General features: G+C 57.6%; 23 protein-coding genes. 8 read left to right on the top strand and 15 right to left on the bottom strand.

Annotation, left to right across the window (positions count from 1 at the left end; genetic code table 11):
• Nucleotides 1-58: 58 nt before the first annotated feature.
• The 7 genes from GS_RS08080 (at nucleotide 59) to GS_RS08050 (ending at nucleotide 6261) form a co-directional block, all read left to right on the top strand.
• Complete coding sequence (locus GS_RS08080; RefSeq protein ID WP_010942264.1) at nucleotides 59-418, top strand: response regulator; 360 nt, start codon at nucleotides 59-61, stop codon at nucleotides 416-418.
• A gap of 46 nt (nucleotides 419-464) precedes the next feature.
• Nucleotides 465-1328: a chemotaxis protein CheX gene (locus GS_RS08075; RefSeq protein WP_010942263.1), complete on the top strand. Its 864-nt coding sequence runs from the start codon at nucleotides 465-467 to the stop codon at nucleotides 1326-1328.
• A 207-nt stretch (nucleotides 1329-1535) separates the two neighbouring features.
• Nucleotides 1536-2147, top strand: coding sequence for a transcriptional repressor LexA (gene lexA, locus GS_RS08070; protein WP_010942262.1), 612 nt, complete (start codon nucleotides 1536-1538; stop codon nucleotides 2145-2147).
• A gap of 49 nt (nucleotides 2148-2196) precedes the next feature.
• A complete protein-coding gene (dinB, locus tag GS_RS08065; RefSeq protein ID WP_010942261.1) occupies nucleotides 2197-3426 on the top strand; it encodes a DNA polymerase IV in 1230 nt (409 codons plus the stop codon).
• A 471-nt stretch (nucleotides 3427-3897) separates the two neighbouring features.
• A complete protein-coding gene (locus GS_RS08060; protein WP_235045010.1) occupies nucleotides 3898-4920 on the top strand; it encodes a hypothetical protein in 1023 nt (340 codons plus the stop codon).
• A gap of 82 nt (nucleotides 4921-5002) precedes the next feature.
• Nucleotides 5003-5407, top strand: coding sequence for a CoA-binding protein (locus GS_RS08055; protein ID WP_010942259.1), 405 nt, complete (start codon nucleotides 5003-5005; stop codon nucleotides 5405-5407).
• Nucleotides 5404-6261, top strand: coding sequence for an endonuclease III (locus tag GS_RS08050; RefSeq protein WP_010942258.1), 858 nt, complete (start codon nucleotides 5404-5406; stop codon nucleotides 6259-6261). The genes GS_RS08055 and GS_RS08050 overlap by 4 nt, the downstream gene beginning before the upstream one ends.
• Before the next feature lie 18 nt (nucleotides 6262-6279).
• Here the strand turns inward: GS_RS08050 and gpmA are convergent, their stop codons facing one another.
• The 15 genes from gpmA to GS_RS07975 all read right to left on the bottom strand — a co-directional run bounded on the left by gpmA (nucleotide 6280) and on the right by GS_RS07975 (nucleotide 21787).
• Nucleotides 6280-7023, bottom strand: coding sequence for a 2,3-diphosphoglycerate-dependent phosphoglycerate mutase (gene gpmA / locus GS_RS08045; RefSeq protein WP_010942257.1), 744 nt, complete (start codon nucleotides 7021-7023; stop codon nucleotides 6280-6282).
• Nucleotides 7020-10118 (bottom strand): efflux RND transporter permease subunit, encoded by a 3099-nt coding sequence (locus GS_RS08040; RefSeq protein ID WP_010942256.1) that lies wholly within the window; start codon nucleotides 10116-10118, stop codon nucleotides 7020-7022. Before GS_RS08040 ends, gpmA begins: the two co-directional genes overlap by 4 nt.
• A complete protein-coding gene (locus GS_RS08035) occupies nucleotides 10115-11299 on the bottom strand; it encodes an efflux RND transporter periplasmic adaptor subunit (protein ID WP_010942255.1) in 1185 nt (394 codons plus the stop codon). Before GS_RS08035 ends, GS_RS08040 begins: the two co-directional genes overlap by 4 nt.
• A gap of 28 nt (nucleotides 11300-11327) precedes the next feature.
• Complete coding sequence (locus GS_RS08030) at nucleotides 11328-12827, bottom strand: TolC family protein (RefSeq protein ID WP_010942254.1); 1500 nt, start codon at nucleotides 12825-12827, stop codon at nucleotides 11328-11330.
• A gap of 187 nt (nucleotides 12828-13014) precedes the next feature.
• Nucleotides 13015-13788 (bottom strand): hypothetical protein, encoded by a 774-nt coding sequence (locus tag GS_RS08025; RefSeq protein WP_010942253.1) that lies wholly within the window; start codon nucleotides 13786-13788, stop codon nucleotides 13015-13017.
• 120 nt (nucleotides 13789-13908) lie between these two features.
• A complete protein-coding gene (gene glyA / locus GS_RS08020; protein ID WP_010942252.1) occupies nucleotides 13909-15156 on the bottom strand; it encodes a serine hydroxymethyltransferase in 1248 nt (415 codons plus the stop codon).
• A 92-nt stretch (nucleotides 15157-15248) separates the two neighbouring features.
• Nucleotides 15249-15695, bottom strand: a complete 447-nt coding sequence (gene rpiB, locus GS_RS08015) for a ribose 5-phosphate isomerase B (protein ID WP_010942251.1) — start codon at nucleotides 15693-15695, stop codon at nucleotides 15249-15251.
• A 10-nt stretch (nucleotides 15696-15705) separates the two neighbouring features.
• Nucleotides 15706-16938, bottom strand: coding sequence for a beta-ketoacyl-ACP synthase II (gene fabF, locus GS_RS08010; RefSeq protein WP_010942250.1), 1233 nt, complete (start codon nucleotides 16936-16938; stop codon nucleotides 15706-15708).
• A 138-nt stretch (nucleotides 16939-17076) separates the two neighbouring features.
• Nucleotides 17077-17310 (bottom strand): acyl carrier protein, encoded by a 234-nt coding sequence (gene acpP, locus GS_RS08005; protein WP_010942249.1) that lies wholly within the window; start codon nucleotides 17308-17310, stop codon nucleotides 17077-17079.
• Between the two features lie 86 nt (nucleotides 17311-17396).
• Nucleotides 17397-18137, bottom strand: coding sequence for a 3-oxoacyl-[acyl-carrier-protein] reductase (gene fabG, locus GS_RS08000; RefSeq protein ID WP_010942248.1), 741 nt, complete (start codon nucleotides 18135-18137; stop codon nucleotides 17397-17399).
• Nucleotides 18138-18147: 10 nt separating this feature from the next.
• Nucleotides 18148-19071 (bottom strand): ACP S-malonyltransferase, encoded by a 924-nt coding sequence (gene fabD, locus GS_RS07995; protein WP_010942247.1) that lies wholly within the window; start codon nucleotides 19069-19071, stop codon nucleotides 18148-18150.
• Nucleotides 19072-19093: 22 nt separating this feature from the next.
• Entirely contained in the window at nucleotides 19094-20074 is a 981-nt protein-coding gene (locus GS_RS07990) for a beta-ketoacyl-ACP synthase III (protein WP_010942246.1), read from the bottom strand.
• Between the two features lie 12 nt (nucleotides 20075-20086).
• Nucleotides 20087-21127: a phosphate acyltransferase PlsX gene (plsX, locus tag GS_RS07985; protein WP_010942245.1), complete on the bottom strand. Its 1041-nt coding sequence runs from the start codon at nucleotides 21125-21127 to the stop codon at nucleotides 20087-20089.
• 45 nt (nucleotides 21128-21172) lie between these two features.
• Nucleotides 21173-21355, bottom strand: coding sequence for a 50S ribosomal protein L32 (rpmF, locus tag GS_RS07980; RefSeq protein ID WP_010942244.1), 183 nt, complete (start codon nucleotides 21353-21355; stop codon nucleotides 21173-21175).
• Between the two features lie 21 nt (nucleotides 21356-21376).
• Nucleotides 21377-21787, bottom strand: a complete 411-nt coding sequence (locus GS_RS07975; RefSeq protein WP_235045009.1) for a DUF177 domain-containing protein — start codon at nucleotides 21785-21787, stop codon at nucleotides 21377-21379.
• 96 nt (nucleotides 21788-21883) lie between these two features.
• On the opposite strand from GS_RS07975, the gene GS_RS07970 reads away from it, so the two are divergent.
• Nucleotides 21884-22087, top strand: coding sequence for a hypothetical protein (locus GS_RS07970; RefSeq protein WP_164930409.1), 204 nt, complete (start codon nucleotides 21884-21886; stop codon nucleotides 22085-22087).
• Nucleotides 22088-22174: the final 87 nt, after the last annotated feature.

Here is a 22174-nt window from a genome sequence, read left to right as displayed (position 1 = left end):
TGAAATTATGTATGGATAAATCAAACGCGTTCGGCGTGACCATAGGAAGGAGGAATGCATGAAAAAAGTTCTCATTGTGGACGACAGCATCTCGGTGGCCCGTCAGCTTGACAAGATTCTTTCGGAAAGCGGCGAATTCCAGGTGGTCGGACACGGCAAGAACGGCATGGAGGCCATCCGCATGCACCAGACCGAGCACCCGGACATCATCTGCATGGACATGAACATGCCGGGCATGGATGGACTTACGGCCCTGCGGACCTTGGTGGCCCTTGATAAGAACATCAAGGTTGTGATGGTCACCTCTCTGGGTGGAGTCGGCGACAAATTTACTGAAGCCCTGCGGCTCGGAGCCCGGACAGTCATCTCTAAGCCTTTTGAGGCTGACAATGTACTGAAGATCCTCCGCGAGCTCTAACCCGGCTCGCCCCCTTTATTCATTAATCTCGCAGGGAGGACCGGACATGGCGGTCAAGTTTTTCGGACAGTTTCTCGTTGAAAAGGAAGTGGTAACGCGGGAAGTTCTGCTGCAGGCCATAGAATTACAGGAATCGGTAAACCTGAGTTTCGGCGCCACGGCCATGGCCATGGGGCTTCTGACCGAAGCCGACATCGAAAAAGTCCACAACGCCCAGCGGTGCGAAGACCTGCGCTTCGGCGACATGGCCGTCAAGCTGGAGCTTCTCACTGCCGACCAGATGCAGCAGGTGCTCACCCGCCAAAAGAACGGCCACCTTTACATCGGCGAAGCCCTGGTCAAGGTCGGCGGGCTTTCCGCCGACGACCTTCCCCGCTACCTGGACGAATTCAAGGCGGATCAGGCCCAGTATGCCACTGACACGGTAAGCATCCCGGCCGGCCTTGCAAACCCGAACATCTGGGAAATGATGGTCGACCTCTCCCACAAGATGCTTACCCGGGTGGCGCTTCTCACCTTCCGTCCCGAGCCGTGCTTCATGGCGAATCGGCTGCCCAGGAAGGATGTTTACGCGGCCATGGATTTCTCCGGCGACGTCTCCGGGTGCTACCTCATGGGAGTGTCGACGGACGCCCAGGCCAGAATCGCCAGGGCAATCCTCAAGGAAGCCAATGTGGACGAAGAGCCCAAGGAGGTTCTGGACGACACGGTGATGGAATTCATCAACGTGGTATGTGGTAACATAGCCGCCAAGGCGGCTCAACTCGGCAAATCAATCGAAATCGCACCTCCCAGGATCGTTGAGGCATCCGCCGGTATCGTTCCGCCGCCCGATCACCTTTGCCTGTGCTTCCCTGCATGCCTGGCCGAGGGGGATCACGTCGAGCTGGCAGTCTTTATCAAGGAATAACCGATCGTTACCCCCCGTGCGTTGAATCCGTGCGCACGGGGGGATGCCCCCCCGCACAGCTTCTCCCTATTCACGCCACCACACTCTATCCTTATTCCCCCTGACCCGTAGCCTGACAGCAATTCCCGCTCACTGTTTCACACCCTTGACACCTTTGTTTTTCCCATGATAGGTTGACATATGTCAACCAATAAGGAAGCCGTCCCCATGGAAACACTTACCTCTCGCCAGCGCACGGTGCTTGAGTTCATAACCGCCCACGTGGATCGCCACGGCTATCCTCCTACCATGCGGGAAATAGCCCGCCACCTGAACGTGAACGGCACACTGGGCGTTGCAAAACACCTTGAGGCTCTTGCCCGGAAAGGCTATCTCCAGCGGGAACCGGGGAACTCGCGCGGCATAACTCTGACTGGGCAGACACGGCACACCCCTACCGTTTCGTTACCCGTGATCGGAGTCGTGCGGGCCGGGGTTCCCCAGATCGCCACAGAGGAAATCGAGGAGCACATATCGATTGATCAATCCCTGGTCAAAGGAGGTGCCTTTTTTCTCAGAGTCAAGGGTGACTCCATGATCAACGCCGCGATCATCGAAGGGGACCTGGCCCTGGTCCGCCCCCAGCAAACAGCGGAAAACCGCGACATCGTGGTAGCCATGATCGACGGCGAAGCAACACTCAAACGTTTCTACCAAGGAGCGGACCATATCCGGCTTCAGCCCGAAAATCCCAATATGGCCCCCATCATAGTTCGGAGCGGGGTACAGGAGGCATGGATAATCGGCAAAGTTGTGGGTATTTACCGGCGTATGGATTAACACACAAACTCCTCAGTACACAGGTAAGTAAATATACTGGCACTCAAGCATGAGCAATCATCGAACCATTCTCCATCTGGACATGAACGCCTTTTTTGCCTCGGTTGAGCAACAAGCAGACCCATCCCTCCAAGGAAAGCCAGTTGCGGTCATCGGGTCAGGCGCGCGCACCATCATCACTACCGCATCCTACGAGGCACGCGCCCACGGGGTCGGCACGGGCATGACAACCCACGAAGCAAAACGGCTCTGCCCGGAATTGATCCTCGTTATCGGCAACAACCGGGAATACACCCGTATTTCAAAACTGATCTTCGAAATGCTCGGGCAATTCACCCCCCTTGTGGAAGTCTTTTCCATTGACGAAGCCTTTCTCGACTTGACCGGTTCGCTTCGACTTTTCGGCCGCGCCGACGTGATTGCCCGCGAGATCAAAGCCCGCATAAGGGACCGATTCGGCCTCACCTGCTCCATCGGCATCGCTCCCAACAAGCTTTTGGCAAAGCTGGCCTCGGACATGCAAAAGCCCGATGGTCTCACCATCATCCCCCCCGAAAACGTGGCTTCACTCATGAAAACGACCCCGATCCGCAGCCTCTGCGGAATAGGCCCATCCACTGAACAACGACTGAAATACCTCGGCATTTCAACCTGTAACGATCTGGGACACTTCAGCTCCAAGATACTTACCCGACATTTCGGTGCCATGGGAGCACGACTCAAACAGATGGGACAGGGCATTGACGACTCTCCCGTAATACCGACCACAACGGAAGAAGAAGTTAAAAGCGTCAGCCACAGTACAACCCTGGACCACGACCTCACCAACAAGGACGACATACATAAGTACCTGCTTATGTTATCGGAGATGGTAGGACGCCGCGCGCGCCGCTACAAAACCAAAGGGAAAACAGTTACCCTAACAATACGGTATGCCGATTTCACCACGTTCAGCCGCCAGGAAACCCTCCCCTCCCCATTGAATCGAAGCGGCGACATTTATCGAGCCGTCACTGCACTGCTCGACACACTCCAATTAACGCAACCAATACGACTCCTGGGCGTTGCCATCAGCAACCTTGTACATGCCTCGGAACAGCTCCCCCTCTTCCCGGAAGAACGGCGGCTCACAACCCTCTCGCAAGCCATGGATCAAGTCAATGACCGGTTCGGAGAAACCACCATCACCTTTGGCACCTTGCTGGGACAAGACAACTGCTCGCACGTTATCGCCCCTGCCTGGAGACCCGCTGGCATACGTGACGTAAAAGTAAAATAATTAAAATATTCAAGCAAGATAGACAACAATATCTCACCTATTAGCACAACACATATCAAACTTACACACATACTCGATTACCCAGAAGCACCGGTCTCAGGTTTCTGCCACAAAGATGAATGCCCGCTCCAGAGTGGTACACTTGCTACAGATATAAAATTCGGGCCGGTTGAAGGCGCAACAAGAAATAACCAGTGCCCGAACGGGAGACGAGCGATGATCAGGGCAAGAACGAGATGGGTGCCTTTCCCCGCTGTTGCCGCACTCCTGCTCTTCATAATAATACTTCTTGCCCCATCGACAGAGACGGCATCCCGGCCGCCGACTGTTACCCTTTACTTTTTCTGGGGTGAAGGCTGCCCACATTGCGAACGGGCCAAAACCTACCTCGCTGACGCCCACCGCCGCTTTCCCGGCCTAGAAATCCGCTCCTACGAAGTGCTGCACAATGAAAACAACCTCAATCTCCTCATGACGATGTCCTGCAAACTGGGAACAGAGGCTAAAGGGGTCCCAACCTTTATTATTGCTGACAGGATGCTCGACGGTTTTTCAGATGAAACCCGCAGTGAACTGGAACGGGAGATCGTCAGACGCACCGCGACATCTCATCCAACCGGCGAAAACGACACACAAGACAGAGCCGGCAATGCGGCCCCGCTTACCCTTCCTCTCCTCGGGACCATTTCGGCCGAGAGACTGTCTCTGCCCTTTTTCACCCTCGCCGTTGCAACGCTCGACAGCTTTAACCCCTGTGCATTCTTTGTGCTCCTCTTTCTCCTGAGTCTCATGGTTCATGCCCATTCCCGCCACAAGATGGCACTGATCGGCGGGGTATTCGTCTTTTTCTCCGGCTTGATCTATTTTCTCTTCATGGCGGCCTGGCTGAATCTCTTTCTGGTAACCGGACACCTGGCATGGATTACCGTGCTGGCTGCCGTCGCGGCTTTGATCATAGCAACCATGAACGTGAAGGACTTTTTTCTGTTCGAAAAAGGGGTGTCGCTCGTCATACCCGAAGAGGCAAAACCCAGGCTTTTCGAGCGAATGAGGAACCTTGTCAGGGCAGGAACCCTACCGGCCATGCTGGCGGGTACCGTGGTACTCGCCTTGGCCGCTAACAGTTACGAACTCCTCTGCACCGCCGGTTTTCCCATGGTATTCACACGGGTTCTGACCCTGCGCGAACTGCCGCCATCGGCCTATTACCTCTACCTGGGGTTTTACAATGTCGTCTATGTGATTCCACTGGCAGTTATCGTGGGAATCTTTACGATTACACTTGGCAGCCGGAAATTGACCGAATGGCAGGGACGGGTTCTCAAGCTCGTGTCAGGGATCATGATGCTCAGCCTCGGATTCGTGCTGCTGCTCAGGCCAACGCTTTTGAATAACGCCTTCATCTCTCTGGGGATCATGGCCGCATCCCTTGCGGTTTCATGGGTGATAGTAACCATAGTCAAGCGAATAAAGCCCGACTGGACCCGGCATTGAACGTGCGGGAACGGATTCCGGGTGGTGATTTTCGCAAAAGGATATACAATTCAATCTCGTCACAACACGAGAGGAGGACACCATGAGCACAAAAGAGCAGATCGACGCCTTTTTCACTTCAAAGGCGTTCGGGGTGGTGGGAGCTTCGGCCGACCGACACAAATACGGGAACAAAGTCCTGAGGGTCTATCAACAGAAGAACCTGAAGGTCGTCCCGGTGAACCCCAGGGAACAGGAAATTGAAGGAGTGGCCTGCGTGGCCAGCGTGATGGACCTGCCGGATGAGGTAACGAGCATCTCGGTCATTACGCCGCCGAAGATCACTGAAGAGGTGGTGGAAATGGCTGCCCGCAAGGGCATCCGCACTATCTGGATGCAACCGGGAGCCGAAAGCGACAAGGCGGTGGAGCTTTGCCGTCAAAACGGTATCACTGTCATCGCGGACGGGAGCTGCATTCTTGTTGTCCTGGGGTACCGCGACCATTGAACAGGGAACAGGAGCTGACACATCTCTTCCGCCGGGAGGGGCTCACGCCTGCAGTTGCGGACCTCTTCCGGCGGATCGTGTATGACTGGTATGCATCCCAGCGTCGCGAACTCCCCTGGCGGGAAACCTTTGATCCGTACGCCATCCTCGTGTCCGAGATCATGCTCCAGCAGACGCAGGTGGAGCGCGTCAGGGAAAAGTACCCAACATTCCTGGCCGAGTTTCCGAACCTGAGGGCCCTGGCTGCGGCGCCACTGGAACGGGTTCTTGCGGCATGGCAGGGGCTTGGCTACAACCGGCGCGCCGTGAACCTCAAGCGCTGCGCCGAGGCGGTTGTCGCAAGTCTGGGAGGAGAGCTCCCCGCTGATCCGAACGAATTGGTCCGGCTGCCGGGCATTGGAACGTACACGTCCCGGGCAGTGGCCGCCTTTGCCTTCAACACCCCCCTGCCCTTCATCGAGACCAATATCCGCAGCGTGTATATCCACCATTTCTTCGCGGACCAAAGCAGCATTCACGACCGCGATCTCATGCCTCTGATCGAACAGACCCTGGACCGTGACAATCCCCGCGAATGGTATTACGCTCTCATGGATTACGGATCGCACCTGAAGCGACTGCATGGCAATCCGTCGCGCCGCAGTTCACATCATACGCGACAGACTCCGTTCAAGGGATCCAACCGGCAGGTGCGCAGCCGCATCCTCCGGGCCGTCCTGGAAAATCCGGGGATCAGCCGCGATGCGCTTGAAAAGGCAGTGGGAGCGAGCAGCGAAATCGTGGGGAAAAACCTGGAACAGCTTGCCGCGGAAGGATTTATCGTGTCGCGGGGTCCAGGGTATCGCATCCTATAGCCCCTGACGCACACATACCTACCTCTTTACCTGATCCGCCACCGACTGGGTGGCCCGGGCAACCTCGTCAGGATCACCCAGGTAATAGCTTCGTATGGGGTGCAGGTCATCTTCCAGCTCATAGACAAGGGGAATGCCGGTGGGAATATTCAGACCGGCAATGGCGTCGTCCCCGATGCCGTCCAGGTACTTCACCAGGGCCCGCAGACTGTTGCCATGGGCGGCGATGAGCAGGCGGCGGCCCGCGAGAATGCGGGGCGCAATCGTCTCGTGCCAGTAGGGAAGGAAACGGGCTACGGTATCCTTGAGCGACTCGGTCAGGGGGATATCTGCGGGATCAAGCTCCGCATAGCGCGGGTCCCGTGCAGGGTTGCGCGGATCGCCGGCGGCCAGGGGCGGTGGCGGAATATCATAGCTGCGGCGCCAGACATGAACTTGTTCCATGCCGTGCCTTTCGGCAGTTTCGGCCTTATTGAGTCCCTGGAGCGCGCCGTAGTGGCGTTCATTAAGCCGCCAGTGACGGTGCTCCGGAATCCACATCTGATCCATCTCCTCCAAAACGATCCAGAGGGTTTTGATGGCCCGCTTGAGCACTGAGGTGAACGCCTCGTCAAAGGCAAACCCCTCGTTTTTCAGGGTACGACCGGCACGCAGGGCCTCTGCCGCGCCCTTATCGGTCAGCCCCACGTCAGTCCAGCCGGTAAAACGGTTTTCCCTGTTCCAGACACTCTCCCCATGACGAATCAGAACGAGCGTTCTCATGCGCTGACCCTCCGGCGGCCCGGCAGTTTCCCGACGAACCATCCCTGCATGCGGTCCATGTAGTAATAAATAACCGGTGTTATGTAAAGGGTCAGCAACTGGGACACCAGAAGCCCCCCCACCACTGCCAGCCCCAGAGTGCGCCTGGCCTCGGCCCCGGCACCGATCCCCAGCGCAATGGGGAGTGTCCCCATCAGCGCCGCCATGGTGGTCATCATAATGGGGCGGAAACGGACGAGAGCCCCCTGGTGGATTGCCTCCAGCGGCGGTTTCCCTTCGGTGCGCTGGGCCTCCAGGGCGAAGTCGATCATCATGATCGCGTTTTTCTTAACAATGCCAATCAGCATGATGAGACCGACAAAGCCGTAGAGATTCAGTTCCTTGCCGAAGATCATCAGGGTAATGAGTGCCCCGAACCCGGCTGACGGAAGACCCGACAGGATGGTGAGGGGATGGATGTAGCTCTCATAAAGAATACCGAGGACAATGTAGATTACCACGATCGCCATGATGATCAGGACAATTAGCCCCGTGGTCGACTGCTGGTAGGCCTGGGCAACTCCCTGGAAACTGGTGGTGAATGAAGCTGGAAGCGTATCGCGGCTCACCTGCTCGATGGCTGACACGGCCTCGCTGAGAGGGGTGTCCGGTCGCAGGTTAAAGGAGATGGTCACCGCCGGGATCTGCCCCAGATGGTTCACGGAAAGGGGACCGAGGGTCCGCCGCAGGGTGGCGAGGGTGTTGAGAGGAACAAGGTCGCCCTGCTGGGAACGGATGTAAAGCATGGACAGGGCTGCCGGGTCGGTCTGGTAGCGGGGCTCCAGTTCCAGGATAACCTTGAACTGGTTGTTTGGAGCAAAGATGGTGGAAACCTGGCGGGAGCCGTAGGCGTAATAGAGGGCATCCTCCACCTGGTGGGCGGTGATGCCGAGGGCCGACGCCTTGTCCCGGTCTATGTCGAGTTGCACCTGGGGATTATTGAGCTGGAGGTCGCTGGTCACGTCCAGCAGGAGCGGCACCTGCTTCAATCTGGCCTCCAGGTCGGCTGCGCGCCGGTAGAGTTCATCCGTATCGGGACTCTGGAGCACGAACTGATACTGGCTCTTGGCCAACTGAGCCTCCAGTCGAATCGGCGGCGGATTCTGGAGGAACATGAGAATCCCGGGCACAGCCATGACTTTCGGCCGGAGCTGCTGGATGACCTGATCCGCGTTAAGCTTCCGCTCGTGGCGGGGCTTGAGCCGAATGAACATGAACCCCGAATTGGAGGACACCCGGCTCCCGGCGGCGCCCGCCGAAGACATGAATCCTTCAACGTTCGGGTCCTGGAGCACAATGGCCGCCAACTGCTGCTGCTTGGCCTTCATTTCCTCGAAGGAAATCCCCTGGGCACCCTCGGTAATAGCGAAGATGGCCCCGATGTCGTCGCTGGGCAGCAGCCCTGTGGGGATTCTCGTGAAGAGCCAGATGGTGAGCAGGGTCATGGCAAGGGTGCCGGCCAACACGGTCCGGCGGAGCCTCAGAACCTTTGCCAGAGTCACTTCATAGAGGCGGTACATGCCGTCGAAAAACCGCTCCATGACCGTATAAAACCTGCCGTGGCCCTTTTCGCCACTGTGCGGACGAAGGAAGCGGCTGCATAGCATGGGTGTCAGCGAGAGCGATACGAAGCCGGAAATGAGAATGGCCAGGCTGATGGTGACGGCGAATTCGTGGAGCAGCCGGCCGAGCATCCCTTTCATGAAAAGAACCGGGATAAAGACCGCCACCAATGAAATGGTCATGGAGACAATGGTGAATCCGATCTCGCGGGAGCCGCGGAGGGACGCCTCCATGGGGCTCTCCCCCTTCTCCAGGTGACGGACGATGTTCTCCAGCATGACAATGGCGTCGTCCACCACGAAGCCCACCGACAGGGTCAGAGCCAACAGTGAGATGTTATTGACCGAAAACCCCATCAGGTACATGGCCGAAAAAGCACCGACAATGGAGAGCGGTAGCGCCAGGCTCGGAATTACCGTTGCCGGCAGGTTGCGCAGGAAGAGAAAGATCACCATGATAACCAGGCAGATGGTGAGCACCATAGTGAACTTCACATCGGCGACCGACTCCTTGATCCCCTCGGTCCGGTCAAAGTGGATACTCAGGTCCACCGAGCCGGGGAGTTGGGAGCGGAACTGGGGAAGCAGCTCCTTAATCCTGTTTACCACTTCGATGGTATTGGTGCCTGGCTGGCGTTGGATGGCGAGGACAATGGCACGGGTCTGTTTGTACCAGCCGGCCACCTTGTCGTTCTCCACGCTGTCAATAACCCGGCCGATCTCTCCGAGACGGACCGGTGAACCGTTGCGATAGGCGACGATGAGCGGCTCATACTCCTTTGCGCTGTAAAGCTGGCCACTGGTCTGGATCGTCAGGGCCTCGTGCTTTCCCTGGAGGGTGCCGGTGGGAAGGTTCACGTTCCCCCGCTCCAGGGCCTGGGCCACCTCGTCAATGCCGATTTTGCGGGCCGCCAGGGCCTTGGGGTCCACCTGAACCCGTACCGCATATTTCTGGGAGCCGTAGATCTGTACCGAGGCTACGCCGTTGACCATGGAAATCCGCTGGGCGATCATGGTATCGGCGTATTCGTGGACCGTGGAGAGGGGAAGCGTCGGCGAACTGAGGACCAGATAGAGGATCGGCTGATCAGCCGGATTCACCTTCTGGAACGATGGAGGGGCCGGCATGTCCTGAGGAAGCTGGCGCTGGGCCCTTGAAATGGCGGCCTGGACATCTTGGGCCGCGGCATCGATGTCCCGCTCCAGGGTGAACTTGATGGTAATGCGGGATATGCCGATGCCGTTGGTGGAGGTCATAGAGTCGACACCGGCAATGGTGGAGAACTCGCGCTCCAGGGGAAGTGCCACCGATGAGGCCATGGTGTCGGGGTTGGCGCCCGGCAGAGTGGCGGAAACCTGGATGGTCGGATAGTCGACGGTGGGCAGGTCATTGACCGGCAGCTTGTCGTAGGCGATGAGGCCGAAAAGCATAACCGCCAGCATGATGAGACTCGTCATGACCGGCCGGCGGATGAAGATTTCGGCAATGTTCATGGGCGCTTACTCGGTTCGGGGGGGGAAACGCCGGCACCTCCGGGTCGTTTTTCCGTTACCTTGGCATTCGGGGTGAGCCGCATCTGGCCGTCGGTCACAACCGTTTCCCCCGGAGCGACGCCCTGTTCAATGACAGTGAGTCCTTCATGGGTGATACCCGGTGTGACGGGGCGAACCTCCACGGAGGTGTCAGCCTTTACCACAAAAAGGTAGGGGCCGCTCTGTCCGGTCTGGAGTGCCTGGGACGGCACCACAACGGCGTCGGCGCGGGACGCGAGGGTCACGACCACGTTGACGAATTGACCGGGCCAGAGCCGCCGCCCCTTGTTCTCGAAGATTCCCTTGAGTTTGATGGTACCGGTGGCGGCGTCGACCGCATTGTCGAGAAAGCTGATGGTCCCCTGCTCCGCCGGTCCCTGATCATTGGGAATGATTGCCTCCACCGCGAGCCGTCCGGACGCCAGCCGGTGCTTGATCTCGGCAAGGTCTTTCTCGGGAATGGCAAAGGTTACGTAGACCGGGGTTATCTGGTTGATCGTAACCAGCGGCGGATTCTCGTTTGCCTTGACGATGTTCCCCGCATGCACCGCCAGGTTGCCGGTTCGGCCCGAAAGGGGTGAGCGTATGGTGCAGTAGGAGAGCTCGACCTTGGCGTTCTCCACGGCGGCCCGGTCGGCGGCAACATCCGCCGCGAAAGCCTCCGCCTTGGTCCGGTACTGCTCATACTGCTCCTGGGTCACGATCCCTTCTGTCAGCAGTTGGGCATAGCGTTCCGCGTCCTGGCGGGCATTGCGCGCCTGGACCAGATTCCGGGAAAGATTTGCTTCCGCTTTTTTCAGGGCGGCGGCATAGGTGCGCGGATCTATGGCAAACAGGAGATCGCCCTTTTTCACGTCCTGCCCTTCGGTAAAGTGAACGTTCACCACCTCACCACTCACCTGGGCCTTGACCGCCACCGTGGCATAGGGCTCCACATTGCCGATGGCCTTGATCTGAACCGGAATCGTCTTCCGCTCTACCTTTGCGAGCACGACCGGCACCGGAGGCTTTACCGTTGGTTTCTGTTCCTTGGGGGAGCAGGCGCACAACGCGAGAGCGGGCACGACCGCAGACGCCGCAACGGCATGCCGTCCCCAGCGGCGAAGCGTGCGAAAGGCTGTCATCACATTCATCAAAGCCATTCAGAACTCCATAATCAGTCCGGACGTGTCAGTCTCGCGCACTTTGCTCGTAAAGGGAATCCCCCTCCTTTTCCGTCACGGTAATTCCCTCCCGATCCAGAAGCTCTCCCGTGGCCCGCAGCAACTGGGTAACGGCATCGCCATACCCCGTCAAGGCCTTTATCTGGTTGCTCTTTGCCGTGGCCAGTTCGCTCTCGACCTCAAGCACGTCCTTAATGGTGGCAAGCCCCACCTCACTCCTCTTGATGAAAGAGCGGAGCCGCTCCTCGGCAAAGGCGCGGCCGCGGTCGGTCACGTCAAGCTGCTTGTAGCCCGAATCAACGCCCCTGATGGCCGTCTTGACCTCATTTCCCACATTGGCCTCAAGGCTCCTGATCTGGGTGCGTCCCTGCTCCACTTTCAATTTACTGCGGCGATACTCGTTCTCGGCAGCATTGTTCCCCAGGGGGTACTGGAATACGAGCCCAACGCCCCAAACCGGGTAATCGGCCGAGCCGACTTTTTCCAGATTGCGGTTGTAGTGACGGTCTAAGCCCGTCACGGCGGCACTAGCAGTAAGATTCAGATCCGGGAGGGTCCGGTTCCGGGCCACGCGCGTCTCCAGTTCACTCGTCCTGAGGCTCGCCTTCTGCTCTCGCAGTTCAGGCCGCAAATCCAGCGCCTTGCGGATAAGTGCATCCTCCTCGGCCTGATATTGGTCGCGGGTCGGGATATCGACCGGAATGATCTCTTCTTTGCCGGGTAGCTGGAGCAGCACATGGAGCACATCATTCTGATCCCGTACCGCCTTTTCCGCATCGATGAGATCCTTTTCCCGGCTTGCCACGCCGAACTCGGCATTGAGAATCTCCATGGCCGGCAGAACGCCCGCTTTTACCCGGGCCTGGGTATCGGTGAGTATTTTACGGGCCAGTTCCAGGGACGTCTTCTTGACCTCAAGATCCTCGCGCAGACTGTAAAGCCGGTTGTACTCGGTCCTGACCCGGGCTACCGTGTCCAGGAGCAGGGTCCGGAATCGCTCCAGGGAACCATCCTTAGCCGTCCGCGCCACCATGATGCCGAGTTCGGTGGGTTCCTTGCCGAAATTTTTCAACAACGGCTGGGAAAGGCTCAGCGTCAGATCCGAGTTCCAGTATTCGCTCAGGCTTCGGGTGGAATTGGTGTAGTTGTAGGCATTATTGAACGTGAGCCCCACTGTCCCGCCAAGGGGCGTCAACTGGTTCACGCCGGGATTCAGAGTCAGCGTCCGGGTCCGGCTGGTATTGGTTCCTGAAAGGAACGAGCTGACCGGCTCAGTGACGGCATACTGGAAATCGGTTGAAATAGTGAGTTGCGTATCATAAATACCGAGGCTTTTGCGGATATCAGCCTCCGCCATGGCCGGGTTGTACAGTTCTGCCCGCACATCCAGGTTTTTCTGCACTGCCGACTGGATTGCCTCCTTGAGGCTCAGCCGAACGCCGCCGTCAGCGGCGTGGACAGTGAGCGGAGCCATTACCAGAAGCAGGGCTGTCGTCATCCGTTTCATCAATCATTCCTCCTCAGCAGGCCGTTGAATGGTACTATGAGAGATCCTCGCAGGTGGACGGGGGCTCTGTTGATCATAATCATCGTAACGCGGAACCCCCGTCAACGGTTGAACAGGATCTGTGCATTTGTTCAAAAAAATGGACGTGCGTCAAGCGCAAATGCGTCCGGAGCGTCCCGAACCGAACCTATTGGGCGATGAAGGTCGTCCGGTCTAGCCCGGTGTTGCCGGTGGCAGGATCAAATGCATAGACCGTTACCTCGTATACTCCCGGCTTTCTGACCGCAAGTTCTCCCATAAACTGGCTCGACTCCCCGGCAAAATGAAGCGGCACCTCTTCCGGGGCTGAACCGTCCAGCCTTACCATGGCACGGATCTCGTAGCCGTCAGCATTCCAGAGCCCTCCTGGCGCAACCGGACAGCCACACATCATCATAACGCTGGCTCGCACGGTCACGGTGGCTAATCCATCCTCAAGGGTAACGGCATGATTGGTCGGCGGTGCGAGTACATCCACGGCAAACCCCGGAAGTTCCAAGACAAGACCGTCGCCAGCGGTTACGTGCTTGCCGGGAATCAGCCACTGGGTCACCGAAGCCTCTCCCATCGCCTGCCTCTGGCTCAATGGGCCTGCCGCTCGCACTTCAATTCGGGTGGGCACATCGATATCCAAGACCGCTCTGAACAGAGCGGATTGTGCGTCCGACAACACGCCCCCCCTCACATGCGGGTTGACCATAATGGTAGCGGTATTGCCAGTGGTTCCCGCCGTAACACCCGTGGAGAGCAACTCGCCGGTGTCGGTATTGCGAATACTTACCAGAGCGCCTCCCATGCTCGTTCCGAGAAACTTTGCGTCCTTGGTCCTCACCCGCACATCGACACGGGTTTCAAGGGCCTGGACGATACCAGCCGAAATAAGAAGCGCCATCAGTGCAACGCCGGTCAGAATTCTTGCCATTGTTGACCTCCCGTTCGCGGAGGGTCCGCGCCCCATTCGACTGCACAACCATAGAATCATAGCAAAGAAAAAGGGGGGATGCCGTACGGATCCCTTTTCAGACGAATCGGATCAATACTCTTATGAAAGACGGTGAGCATAGAGGGGGAAGCGTTTCATAAGCACATTGACCCTCCCCTTAATCTCGGCGAGTTTGGCATCATTGTCCACGTTGGCCAGGGCCTCTGCGATAAAGCCCGCCACGTCGGCCATTTCAGCTTCCTTGAGACCGTGGGTAGTGGCTGCGGGAGTGCCGATCCGGAAACCGGAGGTGACAAAGGGTGAACGGGTCTCGAAAGGCACCGTGTTCTTGTTCACCGTGATGCCGGCCTTATCCAGAGACTCTTCCGCCACCTTGCCGGTCAGTTCGGTGCCGGTTAGGTTAACCAGCATCAGATGGTTATCGGTGCCGCCGGACACAAGCCGGAACCCGCGCTTTACCAGCTCGTCGGCAAGGGCCTTGGCATTTTTCACGATCTGGGCCTGATACGCTTTGAACTCGGGCTGGAGGGCCTCCTTGAGGGCAACGGCCTTGGCCGCGATGACATGCATGAGCGGCCCCCCCTGGATACCGGGGAAGATGTTGGAATTGAGCGTCTTGGCGTACTCCTCACGGCACAGGATCATCCCGCCGCGGGGACCTCTGAGGGTCTTATGGGTAGTGGTGGTCACGAATTCAGCGTAGGGAACAGGGCTCGGATGGAGACCGGCCGCAACCAGGCCCGCAATGTGAGCCATATCAACCATGATAACCGCGCCGACCTTATCGGCAATGATGCGGAAGGCGGCAAAATCGATGGTTCGGGGATAGGCGCTTGCCCCCACAACTATCATCTTCGGCTTATGCTCAAGGGCAAGACGCTCCACCTCATTGAAGTCGATCGTTTCGGTCTCCTGGGACACGCCGTAGGGAACCACGTTGAAGAAACGGCCGGAGAAGTTCACGGGGCTGCCGTGGGTCAGGTGGCCGCCGTGGGACAGATTCATCCCAAGAATGGTGTCGCCGGGCTTGAGCACCGAAAAATAGACCGCCATATTTGCCTGGGAGCCCGAATGGGGCTGGACGTTGGCATGATCGGCACCGAAAAGCTCCTTGGCCCGCTCAATAGCGAGATTTTCCACCACGTCCACATGGTGGCATCCACCATAGTAGCGCTTACCGGGGTATCCCTCGGCATACTTATTGGTCATCACCGAGCCCTGGGCTTCCAGTACCGCCTCGGAAACAAAGTTTTCGGAAGCGATCAACTCCAGGTTGTACTCCTGCCGTTCGGTTTCATGGCGGATCGCCTCAGCTACCTGCGGGTCAAAGGTTTCGAGAATCGACATGTCAGGTCTCCTTGTAAAAGTGGGAAAAAGGAAAACGGGACCGTATCCAGTCCCGTATCAAACTTCATGTAACCGCCGATCAGGCACGATGTCTACTTCATCAGTTCCCGCTCCAGGGCCGCAATCTTGTCGAGCCGACCCTGATGACGGCCGCCTTCGTACACACCGTCGAGCCATGCGATGACCATCTCCCGGGCCACGGCCTCCTCGAGTACCCGGCCCCCGAGGACCAGGATGTTTGCGTTATTATGTTCCTTGGCCATGCGTGCCATGAAGGCGTCGGTGGCAAGGGCCGCACGCACCCGGGGAAACTTGTTGGCAACGATCGACATGCCGATGCCGGTGCCGCAGAGGAGAATCCCCTTCCCTGCCTCGCCATTGGATACCCTGCGGGCCACCTTGATGCCGAAGTCCGGGTAATCAACCGAGTTGCCGTTATCGGTTCCGCAGTCTTCGAAGGTTTCCCCCCGCTCGGCAAGGAGCCGCTTAACCGCTTCCTTCAGTTCCAGACCACCGTGATCGCTACCGACGACTATCACTGCGTGCCCCCTATACTTTCTTAAAGAGCAGCGTCGCGTTCGTGCCCCCAAAACCGAAGTTATTGCTGAGGGCGTACGTGATCGACTTCTCCCGGGCGGCATTGGGAACATAATCAAGATCGCACTCGGGGTCCTGCTCCTGATAGTTGATGGTCGGCGGAATCACACCCTTGTCCATGGCCATGAGGGTAAAGACAGCTTCAACACCGCCGGCTGCGCCGAGCAGGTGCCCGGTCATGGACTTGGTGGAGGACACCATAACCTTTTTCGCGTAGTCACCGAACACGCTCTTGACGGCAAGGGTCTCGTAGTAGTCATTGAAGGGCGTGGACGTGCCATGAGCGTTGATGTAGTCCACTTCCTCCGGACGGACCCCGGCGTTGTTGAGAGCCATTTTCATACACCGCGCTGCACCTTCTCCCTCCGGTGCCGGAGCGGTGAGATGGTAGGCGTCGCCCGTGAGACCATAGCCGACGATCTCGGCATAAATTTTGGCCCCGCGTTTCTTGGCAGCCTCATACTCCTCAAGAACGACGATACCCGCACCCTCAGCGAGAACGAAACCATCGCGATTCTTTTCAAAGGGACGCGACGCAGCGGTCGGATCGTCGTTACGCGTGGAGAGAGCCTTCATGACCGCAAAACCGCCAATTCCGAGGGGAGTCACCGTGGACTCGGTACCACCAGCAATCATGGCGTCCGCATCGCCGCGCTTGATCATATGGTACGCATCACCGATGGAATGTGTACCGGTGGCGCAGGCGGATACCGACGACAGATTGGGTCCCTTGGCCCCATACTTGATTGAAATGTGGCCGGGTGCCAGATTGATGATCAGCATCGGAATGAAGAAGGGGGAAATTTTCTTGTGCCCGCCTTCGAGCATGGCGGCATGATACTTTTCGATGGTCGGCAAACCGCCCAGTCCCGCGCCGACCAGGACACCCGTACGCTCCGCGTTCTCCTCGGTGATCTGGAGGCCGGAATCTTCCATGGCGTAATGGGCAGCTGCCATGGCGTACTGGATGAAGAGGTCCATCTTCTTGACCTCTTTCTTGTCGATGTACTGCTCGGGATCAAAGCCCTTAACCTCACCGGCGATCCTCACCGGCAGGTCGGAGGCGTCAAAGCGGGTTATGTGCCCAATGCCCGACGTGCCTGAAACGAGCGCGTCCCAGTTGGCGGCGTTGCCGACTCCGAGCGGAGATACGGCGCCGACTCCCGTCACCACTACTCTTCTCATAGATATGTGCTCCCGATGGTCGTGAATCTGAACGCATCCGCCATGAAGCCGCTGAAGCTCGCATACGGATGCACGCGGACGCGGCCCGAAGGCCGCGTGCTGTGAAAAAGGGGAAGGCTCTCCTTCCCCTCCTGTGTGCTAGGTGTGCTCGGTGATGTAATCGATGGCATCCTGAACGTTTTGGATTTTCTCGGCGTCCTCGTCGGAAATCTCGATATCAAACTCTTCCTCGAGAGCCATCACCAGCTCGACAGTGTCAAGAGAGTCGGCCCCCAGATCATCCATAAAGGAGGCATCGTTCGTAACCTGCGCCTCATCGACGCCGAGTTGTTCGGCTACGATCTCTTTGACTCTTTTTTCTATTGACGACATGCTTGTTCACCTCCGTTTGGTTTGAGTCTTCGGGTAATGTTTCTAGCTACATACCACGAAACGCCTAAATTTCAAAAGATATTTTTCTACATGTACATCCCGCCGTTAACGGACAGGACGTGGCCGGTAATATAACTCCCCATGTCGGACACGAGGAAGTGGACCGCGTTGGCAATATCCTCGGGGGAACCGAACCGCTCCAGCGGAATCTGCTGCATGAGCGACTCACGCACCTTTTCGGAAAGAACCGCCGTCATATCTGTTTCGATAAAACCAGGGGTGACGGCATTGACGGTAATCCCGCGCTTGGCCAGTTCCCGGGCGACAGCCTTGGTCATACCTATCATCCCCGCCTTGCTGGCGCAATAGTTGACCTGTCCCGCATTTCCCATCTCGCCCACCACAGAGCCAATGTTGACGATGCGGCCGCTCCGGGCCTTGGTCATGAGTTTTGCAGCTTCACGCGTGCAATTGAAGGCGCCCTTGAGGTTCACATCGAGTACGGCGTCCCAATCGGCATCTTTCATCCGCAGCAACAGGCCGTCCCGGGTAATGCCGGCATTGTTGACAAGAATATCAACCTTGCCAAAAGCTTCTACCACCGAGGCGAACAGCGCTTCCACAGCCGCCGCATCCGCCACGTCCACAGCCAGCGCGAGGGCTCTCCGGCCGATCTGCTCTATCTCGTCCGCGGTTTTCCGGGCACTGTCGAGGGTTGTAGCGGTCACTGCAACATCAGCGCCCTCACGGGCGAGCCGGAGGGCGATCTCCCTGCCGATGCCACGAGAAGCTCCTGTAACCACTGCGATTTTTCCAGCAAGACTCATTCCCGTCTCCTTAGGCGAGGCCCCTGATACCGGCCGTATCCTCGACGTTGGCGGTACCCGCTTCCTTCTCGATCCGCTTGACCAGCCCCGACAGAACTTTGCCCGGCCCGATCTCCACAAACCGGGTGACGCCGAGCGAAACCATTTCCCTCACCGAGGCATCCCAGAGCACCGGAGCGCTTACCTGTCTGACCAGGAGTTCTTTTACCCTTCCCTTGTCGGAGTTGGGCGTTGCCTCCACGTTGGTCACCACGGGAGCGACCAGATCGCCGACCGCAACCGCTGCCAGAACCTCGGCAAGCCGTTCACCGGCAGGCACCATGAGGCTCGAATGGAAGGGAGCGCTCACCGGCAGGAGCATCGCCTTGCGGAACCCCTTTGCCTTGGCAATCTCGATGGCACGGTTGACCGCACCGGTGTTTCCGGCAATGACGATCTGGCCGGGCGAATTGAAGTTTGCGGGAGAAACGACCTCACCCTGGGCCGCTTCGGCGCATATTTCGGCAAGGACAGCCGGTTCGATTCCGAGCATCGCGGCCATTGCCCCCTCTCCAACCGGCACAGCCTCCTGCATGAAGGTGCCGCGGGCTCGAACCGTCCGGACAGCATCCGCAAAGCCAAGTGCTCCGGCAGCCACAAGCGCCGAGTACTCGCCGAGAGAGTGTCCTGCCAGGAAGTCTGCGGTGAGTCCCGTTTCAGCCTGAAGCACCCTGAATGCGGCAACACTTGTGGTCAGGATGGCGGGCTGAGTATTGGCGGTGAGCTTCAACTGCTCTTCGGGACCTTCAAAGCAGAGTCGGGAAAGGGAGCTGCCGAGGGCATCATCAGCTTCCTCGAAGACCTGACGGGCAACCGGAAAGGTATCGGCCAGATCCTTGCCCATTCCGGCATACTGGGACCCTTGGCCGGGGAATATGAAAGCTCGCTTGCTCATTGATAGCTCCTTGCTTGGTCCGTTACCAGCGCACCAGTGCCGATCCCCAGGTAAGCCCGCCGCCGAAGGCATCGAATACCACTACATCGTTGGGCTTGATCCGGCCCGAGCGGTTAGCTTCGTCCAGTGCCAGCGGAATGGATGCCGCCGAGGTATTGCCGAACCGGTCGAGATTGACGTAGACCTTTTCGCCCGGCAAGCCGAGGCGTTTGCCGATGGCATCAATGATGCGGCGATTGGCCTGATGGGGGATGAACAACGAAATGTCTGCAGGCGTGAGCCCGTTTGCATCAAGGGCTTCAAGGGCGGCATCCTCCATGGCCCTCACGGCGAGTTTGAAAACCTCATTCCCCTGCATCATGAGATAGATACGACGGTCGTCAAGAGTCTTCTGGACGGCGGGATTTCTGTTGCCGCAACCGGGTTGATAGAGCAGTTCCCAGTACGAGCCGTCACTGTGAAGGTGGGTGGACAGGACCCCATGGCCGTCATCGCATGCCTCCAGAACCACCGCGCCGGCGCCGTCGCCGAAAAGAAGGCAGGTGTTGCGGTCTGTCCAGTCGATAATCCGCGACAGAACTTCCGCACCAATGACCAGAGCCTTCCGGGCGGATCCCGATCTGATTGCATTAGATGCTTGAGCAAGGGCGTAGATAAAGCCTGAGCAAGCTGCCGAGATATCATAGGCAGCCGCCTTCGTTGCCTTGAGATTGCTCTGGACCACACATGCGGTGGCGGGAAACGGAAAATCAGGCGTAATAGTTGCGACAATCAACAGATCGAGATCCGAAGCCTTGACGCCGGCCATTTCGAGGGCCCGTTCCGCTGCCAGTGTCGCAAAGGTAGAAGTATATTCCCCATCAACGGCAATGCGGCGCTCTTTGATTCCGGTGCGCGTGGTTACCCACTCGTCGGAGGTATCGACCATCTTCTCCAGATCGAAATTGGTAAGCACCTTGGAAGGGACGGCCGAACCGGTCCCGACGATCCTTGCTCTCATCATCCCGTGACCTTTCTAACCTGCGACAGCTTCCTTCACAGCATCAAACTGCTGCATGTAAGCCGTGAACTCGGTTTCCATCTTCTCGGCAAGCCGTTGGTTGACCCCCTTGCGCACGTATTCGTGGGCGAAATGGATCGCGTTCTTGATAGCTTTGACGTTCGACCCGCCGTGGCAGATCATGGCGACGCCGTTAATGCCGATAAGAGGTGCACCGCCATATTCGGCGTAATCGACCTTCTTCTTGAAGTTCTTGAATGCCTTACGGACAAACAGATAGCCGAGTTTGGACAGCAAACTGCTCGCAATTTCCTCACGCAGCATTTTCCCGACCGTTTCAGCAAGCCCTTCTGAAAGTTTAAGCACGACGTTACCAACGAAACCGTCGCAGACGACCACATCGACCATGCCGTTGAAGATGTCGCGACCTTCTACGTAGCCTTCATAATCAAAAGAGATGTTTTTCAGGATAGCATTGGTTTCGCGAGTGAGCTCATTCCCCTTGCTGTCCTCTTCACCATTGGAAAGGAGTCCGATGCGGGGCTGCTCCACGCCTATTACGTGGCGGGCGTACACTTCGCCCATGATGGCGAACTGCACGAGATGAATCGGCTTGCAGTCAACGTTACCCCCGACGTCAAGAACGAGGGTCTTACCGCGCAGGGTGGGAAATATCTGGGCAATGGCAGGACGGTCAATCCCCTTGAGCCGCTTTAGGACAAACATCCCTGCTGCCATGGTGGCGCCAGAATTGCCGGCACTCACCACGGCCTCCGCCTCGCCGCTCTTCACAAGATCAAAGGCGACGCGGATAGAGGAATCCTTCTTGCGCCGTACAGCGTCGGATGCAGCATCGTGCATGCCGACGACCTCGCTTGCGTGGTGAATGGCTATATCAAGACCCTGAACATTGTGCTTGGCAAGCTCAAGACGAAGCTTTTCCGTATCACCGACCAGGGTGATGGGTATGCCGAATTCACGTGCAGCTACGACAGCGCCTTCAACCTCGACGGCAGGGGCATTGTCGCCACCCATCGCATCAACAGCAACTCTCATGGTACTCCCAGACAAGAATGAATCAGATCTGCGCACGCAGGCGGGTTAGATCTCTTCGGTCTTGACCACTTCTCTCCCCTTATAGGTGCCGCAGGAAGCGCAGGCGCGGTGGGGAAGCTTGGGGCTCTTGCACTGGGGACAAACGGAAGCTGCCGGAGCGGTAAGGAAATCGTGGGCCCTTCTCATGTTTTTACGGGACTTGGATGTCTTTTTCTTGGGTACAGCCATGGAATATCTCCTTTTGTGGTTCTACTTGTCGAACTTAAAATCCTTGAGTGCACTGAATTTCAAACTGAATGATGAACCGGCACACGTGCACTCTTGCTCATTCAGATCAACTCCGCACACGGGGCAAAGCCCCCGGCAGGACTCGTGACATAGGGGTTTGAGTGGCAGCTCCATGATCACCTGCTCGGCAATCTCCGGAGCGAAATCAATCTCATCCCCCTGATAGGTAACCGAAATCAGATCTTCTTCAGCCAGCTCGACCTCTTCCTCGTCAAGCGCGACGCGGTCTTCCTTGCGAAAAAAGATCGTGAAAACGGAAGCGAGGTCGGTTTCGAAATCACCGAGACAACGGGAGCAATTCAGTCGAATTCGGGCGCTCAGGTTCCCTTTGACCCTGATGTGGTCATACTCCCTGGCGACCGTCAACTCCACCGTAACCGGTGAAAGAAACTCACAATCCCCCGATTCCTGAACGGCTGTAAGCCCCGGGAGCGTTTCGAGCGGCTCCTCGGAGCGGAGAAGCCTCGGTTGATCTTTTATATCATCGACTCTGATTTTCACCGTGACCTGCTGTTCATGGTGGCGACAGAAGCCACTCAGTATAAGGAACGGGTTCCGATTGTCAAGAAAAATGAGGCAAAAGGAAAACCGCCCTTTCAGGCGGTTGATTCAGCTAGTTCTATCCGATTCCACCCATTATTGCAAGCAATTTCAGCCTATCACATCCCGTGAAAGGTGGAATCTCTCAAATGGTGATTGTTTCACCCGGTCGGAGCGGCGGTGGGTACTCTGTCCCGCGAAAATGCGCCACCAGCAACA

The organism is Geobacter sulfurreducens PCA (assembly GCF_000007985.2).
Classification (GTDB): domain Bacteria; phylum Desulfobacterota; class Desulfuromonadia; order Geobacterales; family Geobacteraceae; genus Geobacter; species Geobacter sulfurreducens.
The sequence above is the reverse complement of the archived record's forward strand: the minus strand, read 5'-3'. Positions and strand labels throughout refer to the sequence as shown.

Excerpts from the sequence above, each read along its gene's own strand:
- GS_RS08080 (WP_010942264.1), top strand. The coding sequence starts at position 59 with ATGAAAAAAGTTCTCATTGTGGACGACAGCATCTCGGTGGCCCGTCAG.
- GS_RS08075 (WP_010942263.1), top strand. The coding sequence starts at position 465 with ATGGCGGTCAAGTTTTTCGGACAGTTTCTCGTTGAAAAGGAAGTGGTA.
- lexA (WP_010942262.1), top strand. The coding sequence starts at position 1,536 with ATGGAAACACTTACCTCTCGCCAGCGCACGGTGCTTGAGTTCATAACC.
- dinB (WP_010942261.1), top strand. The coding sequence starts at position 2,197 with ATGAGCAATCATCGAACCATTCTCCATCTGGACATGAACGCCTTTTTT.
- GS_RS08060 (WP_235045010.1), top strand. The coding sequence starts at position 3,898 with ATGACGATGTCCTGCAAACTGGGAACAGAGGCTAAAGGGGTCCCAACC.
- GS_RS08055 (WP_010942259.1), top strand. The coding sequence starts at position 5,003 with ATGAGCACAAAAGAGCAGATCGACGCCTTTTTCACTTCAAAGGCGTTC.
- gpmA (WP_010942257.1), bottom strand. The coding sequence starts at position 7,023 with ATGAGAACGCTCGTTCTGATTCGTCATGGGGAGAGTGTCTGGAACAGG.
- GS_RS08040 (WP_010942256.1), bottom strand. The coding sequence starts at position 10,118 with ATGAACATTGCCGAAATCTTCATCCGCCGGCCGGTCATGACGAGTCTC.
- GS_RS08035 (WP_010942255.1), bottom strand. The coding sequence starts at position 11,299 with ATGGCTTTGATGAATGTGATGACAGCCTTTCGCACGCTTCGCCGCTGG.
- GS_RS08030 (WP_010942254.1), bottom strand. The coding sequence starts at position 12,827 with ATGAAACGGATGACGACAGCCCTGCTTCTGGTAATGGCTCCGCTCACT.
- GS_RS08025 (WP_010942253.1), bottom strand. The coding sequence starts at position 13,788 with ATGGCAAGAATTCTGACCGGCGTTGCACTGATGGCGCTTCTTATTTCG.
- glyA (WP_010942252.1), bottom strand. The coding sequence starts at position 15,156 with ATGTCGATTCTCGAAACCTTTGACCCGCAGGTAGCTGAGGCGATCCGC.
- fabF (WP_010942250.1), bottom strand. The coding sequence starts at position 16,938 with ATGAGAAGAGTAGTGGTGACGGGAGTCGGCGCCGTATCTCCGCTCGGA.
- acpP (WP_010942249.1), bottom strand. The coding sequence starts at position 17,310 with ATGTCGTCAATAGAAAAAAGAGTCAAAGAGATCGTAGCCGAACAACTC.
- fabG (WP_010942248.1), bottom strand. The coding sequence starts at position 18,137 with ATGAGTCTTGCTGGAAAAATCGCAGTGGTTACAGGAGCTTCTCGTGGC.
- fabD (WP_010942247.1), bottom strand. The coding sequence starts at position 19,071 with ATGAGCAAGCGAGCTTTCATATTCCCCGGCCAAGGGTCCCAGTATGCC.
- GS_RS07990 (WP_010942246.1), bottom strand. The coding sequence starts at position 20,074 with ATGATGAGAGCAAGGATCGTCGGGACCGGTTCGGCCGTCCCTTCCAAG.
- plsX (WP_010942245.1), bottom strand. The coding sequence starts at position 21,127 with ATGAGAGTTGCTGTTGATGCGATGGGTGGCGACAATGCCCCTGCCGTC.
- rpmF (WP_010942244.1), bottom strand. The coding sequence starts at position 21,355 with ATGGCTGTACCCAAGAAAAAGACATCCAAGTCCCGTAAAAACATGAGA.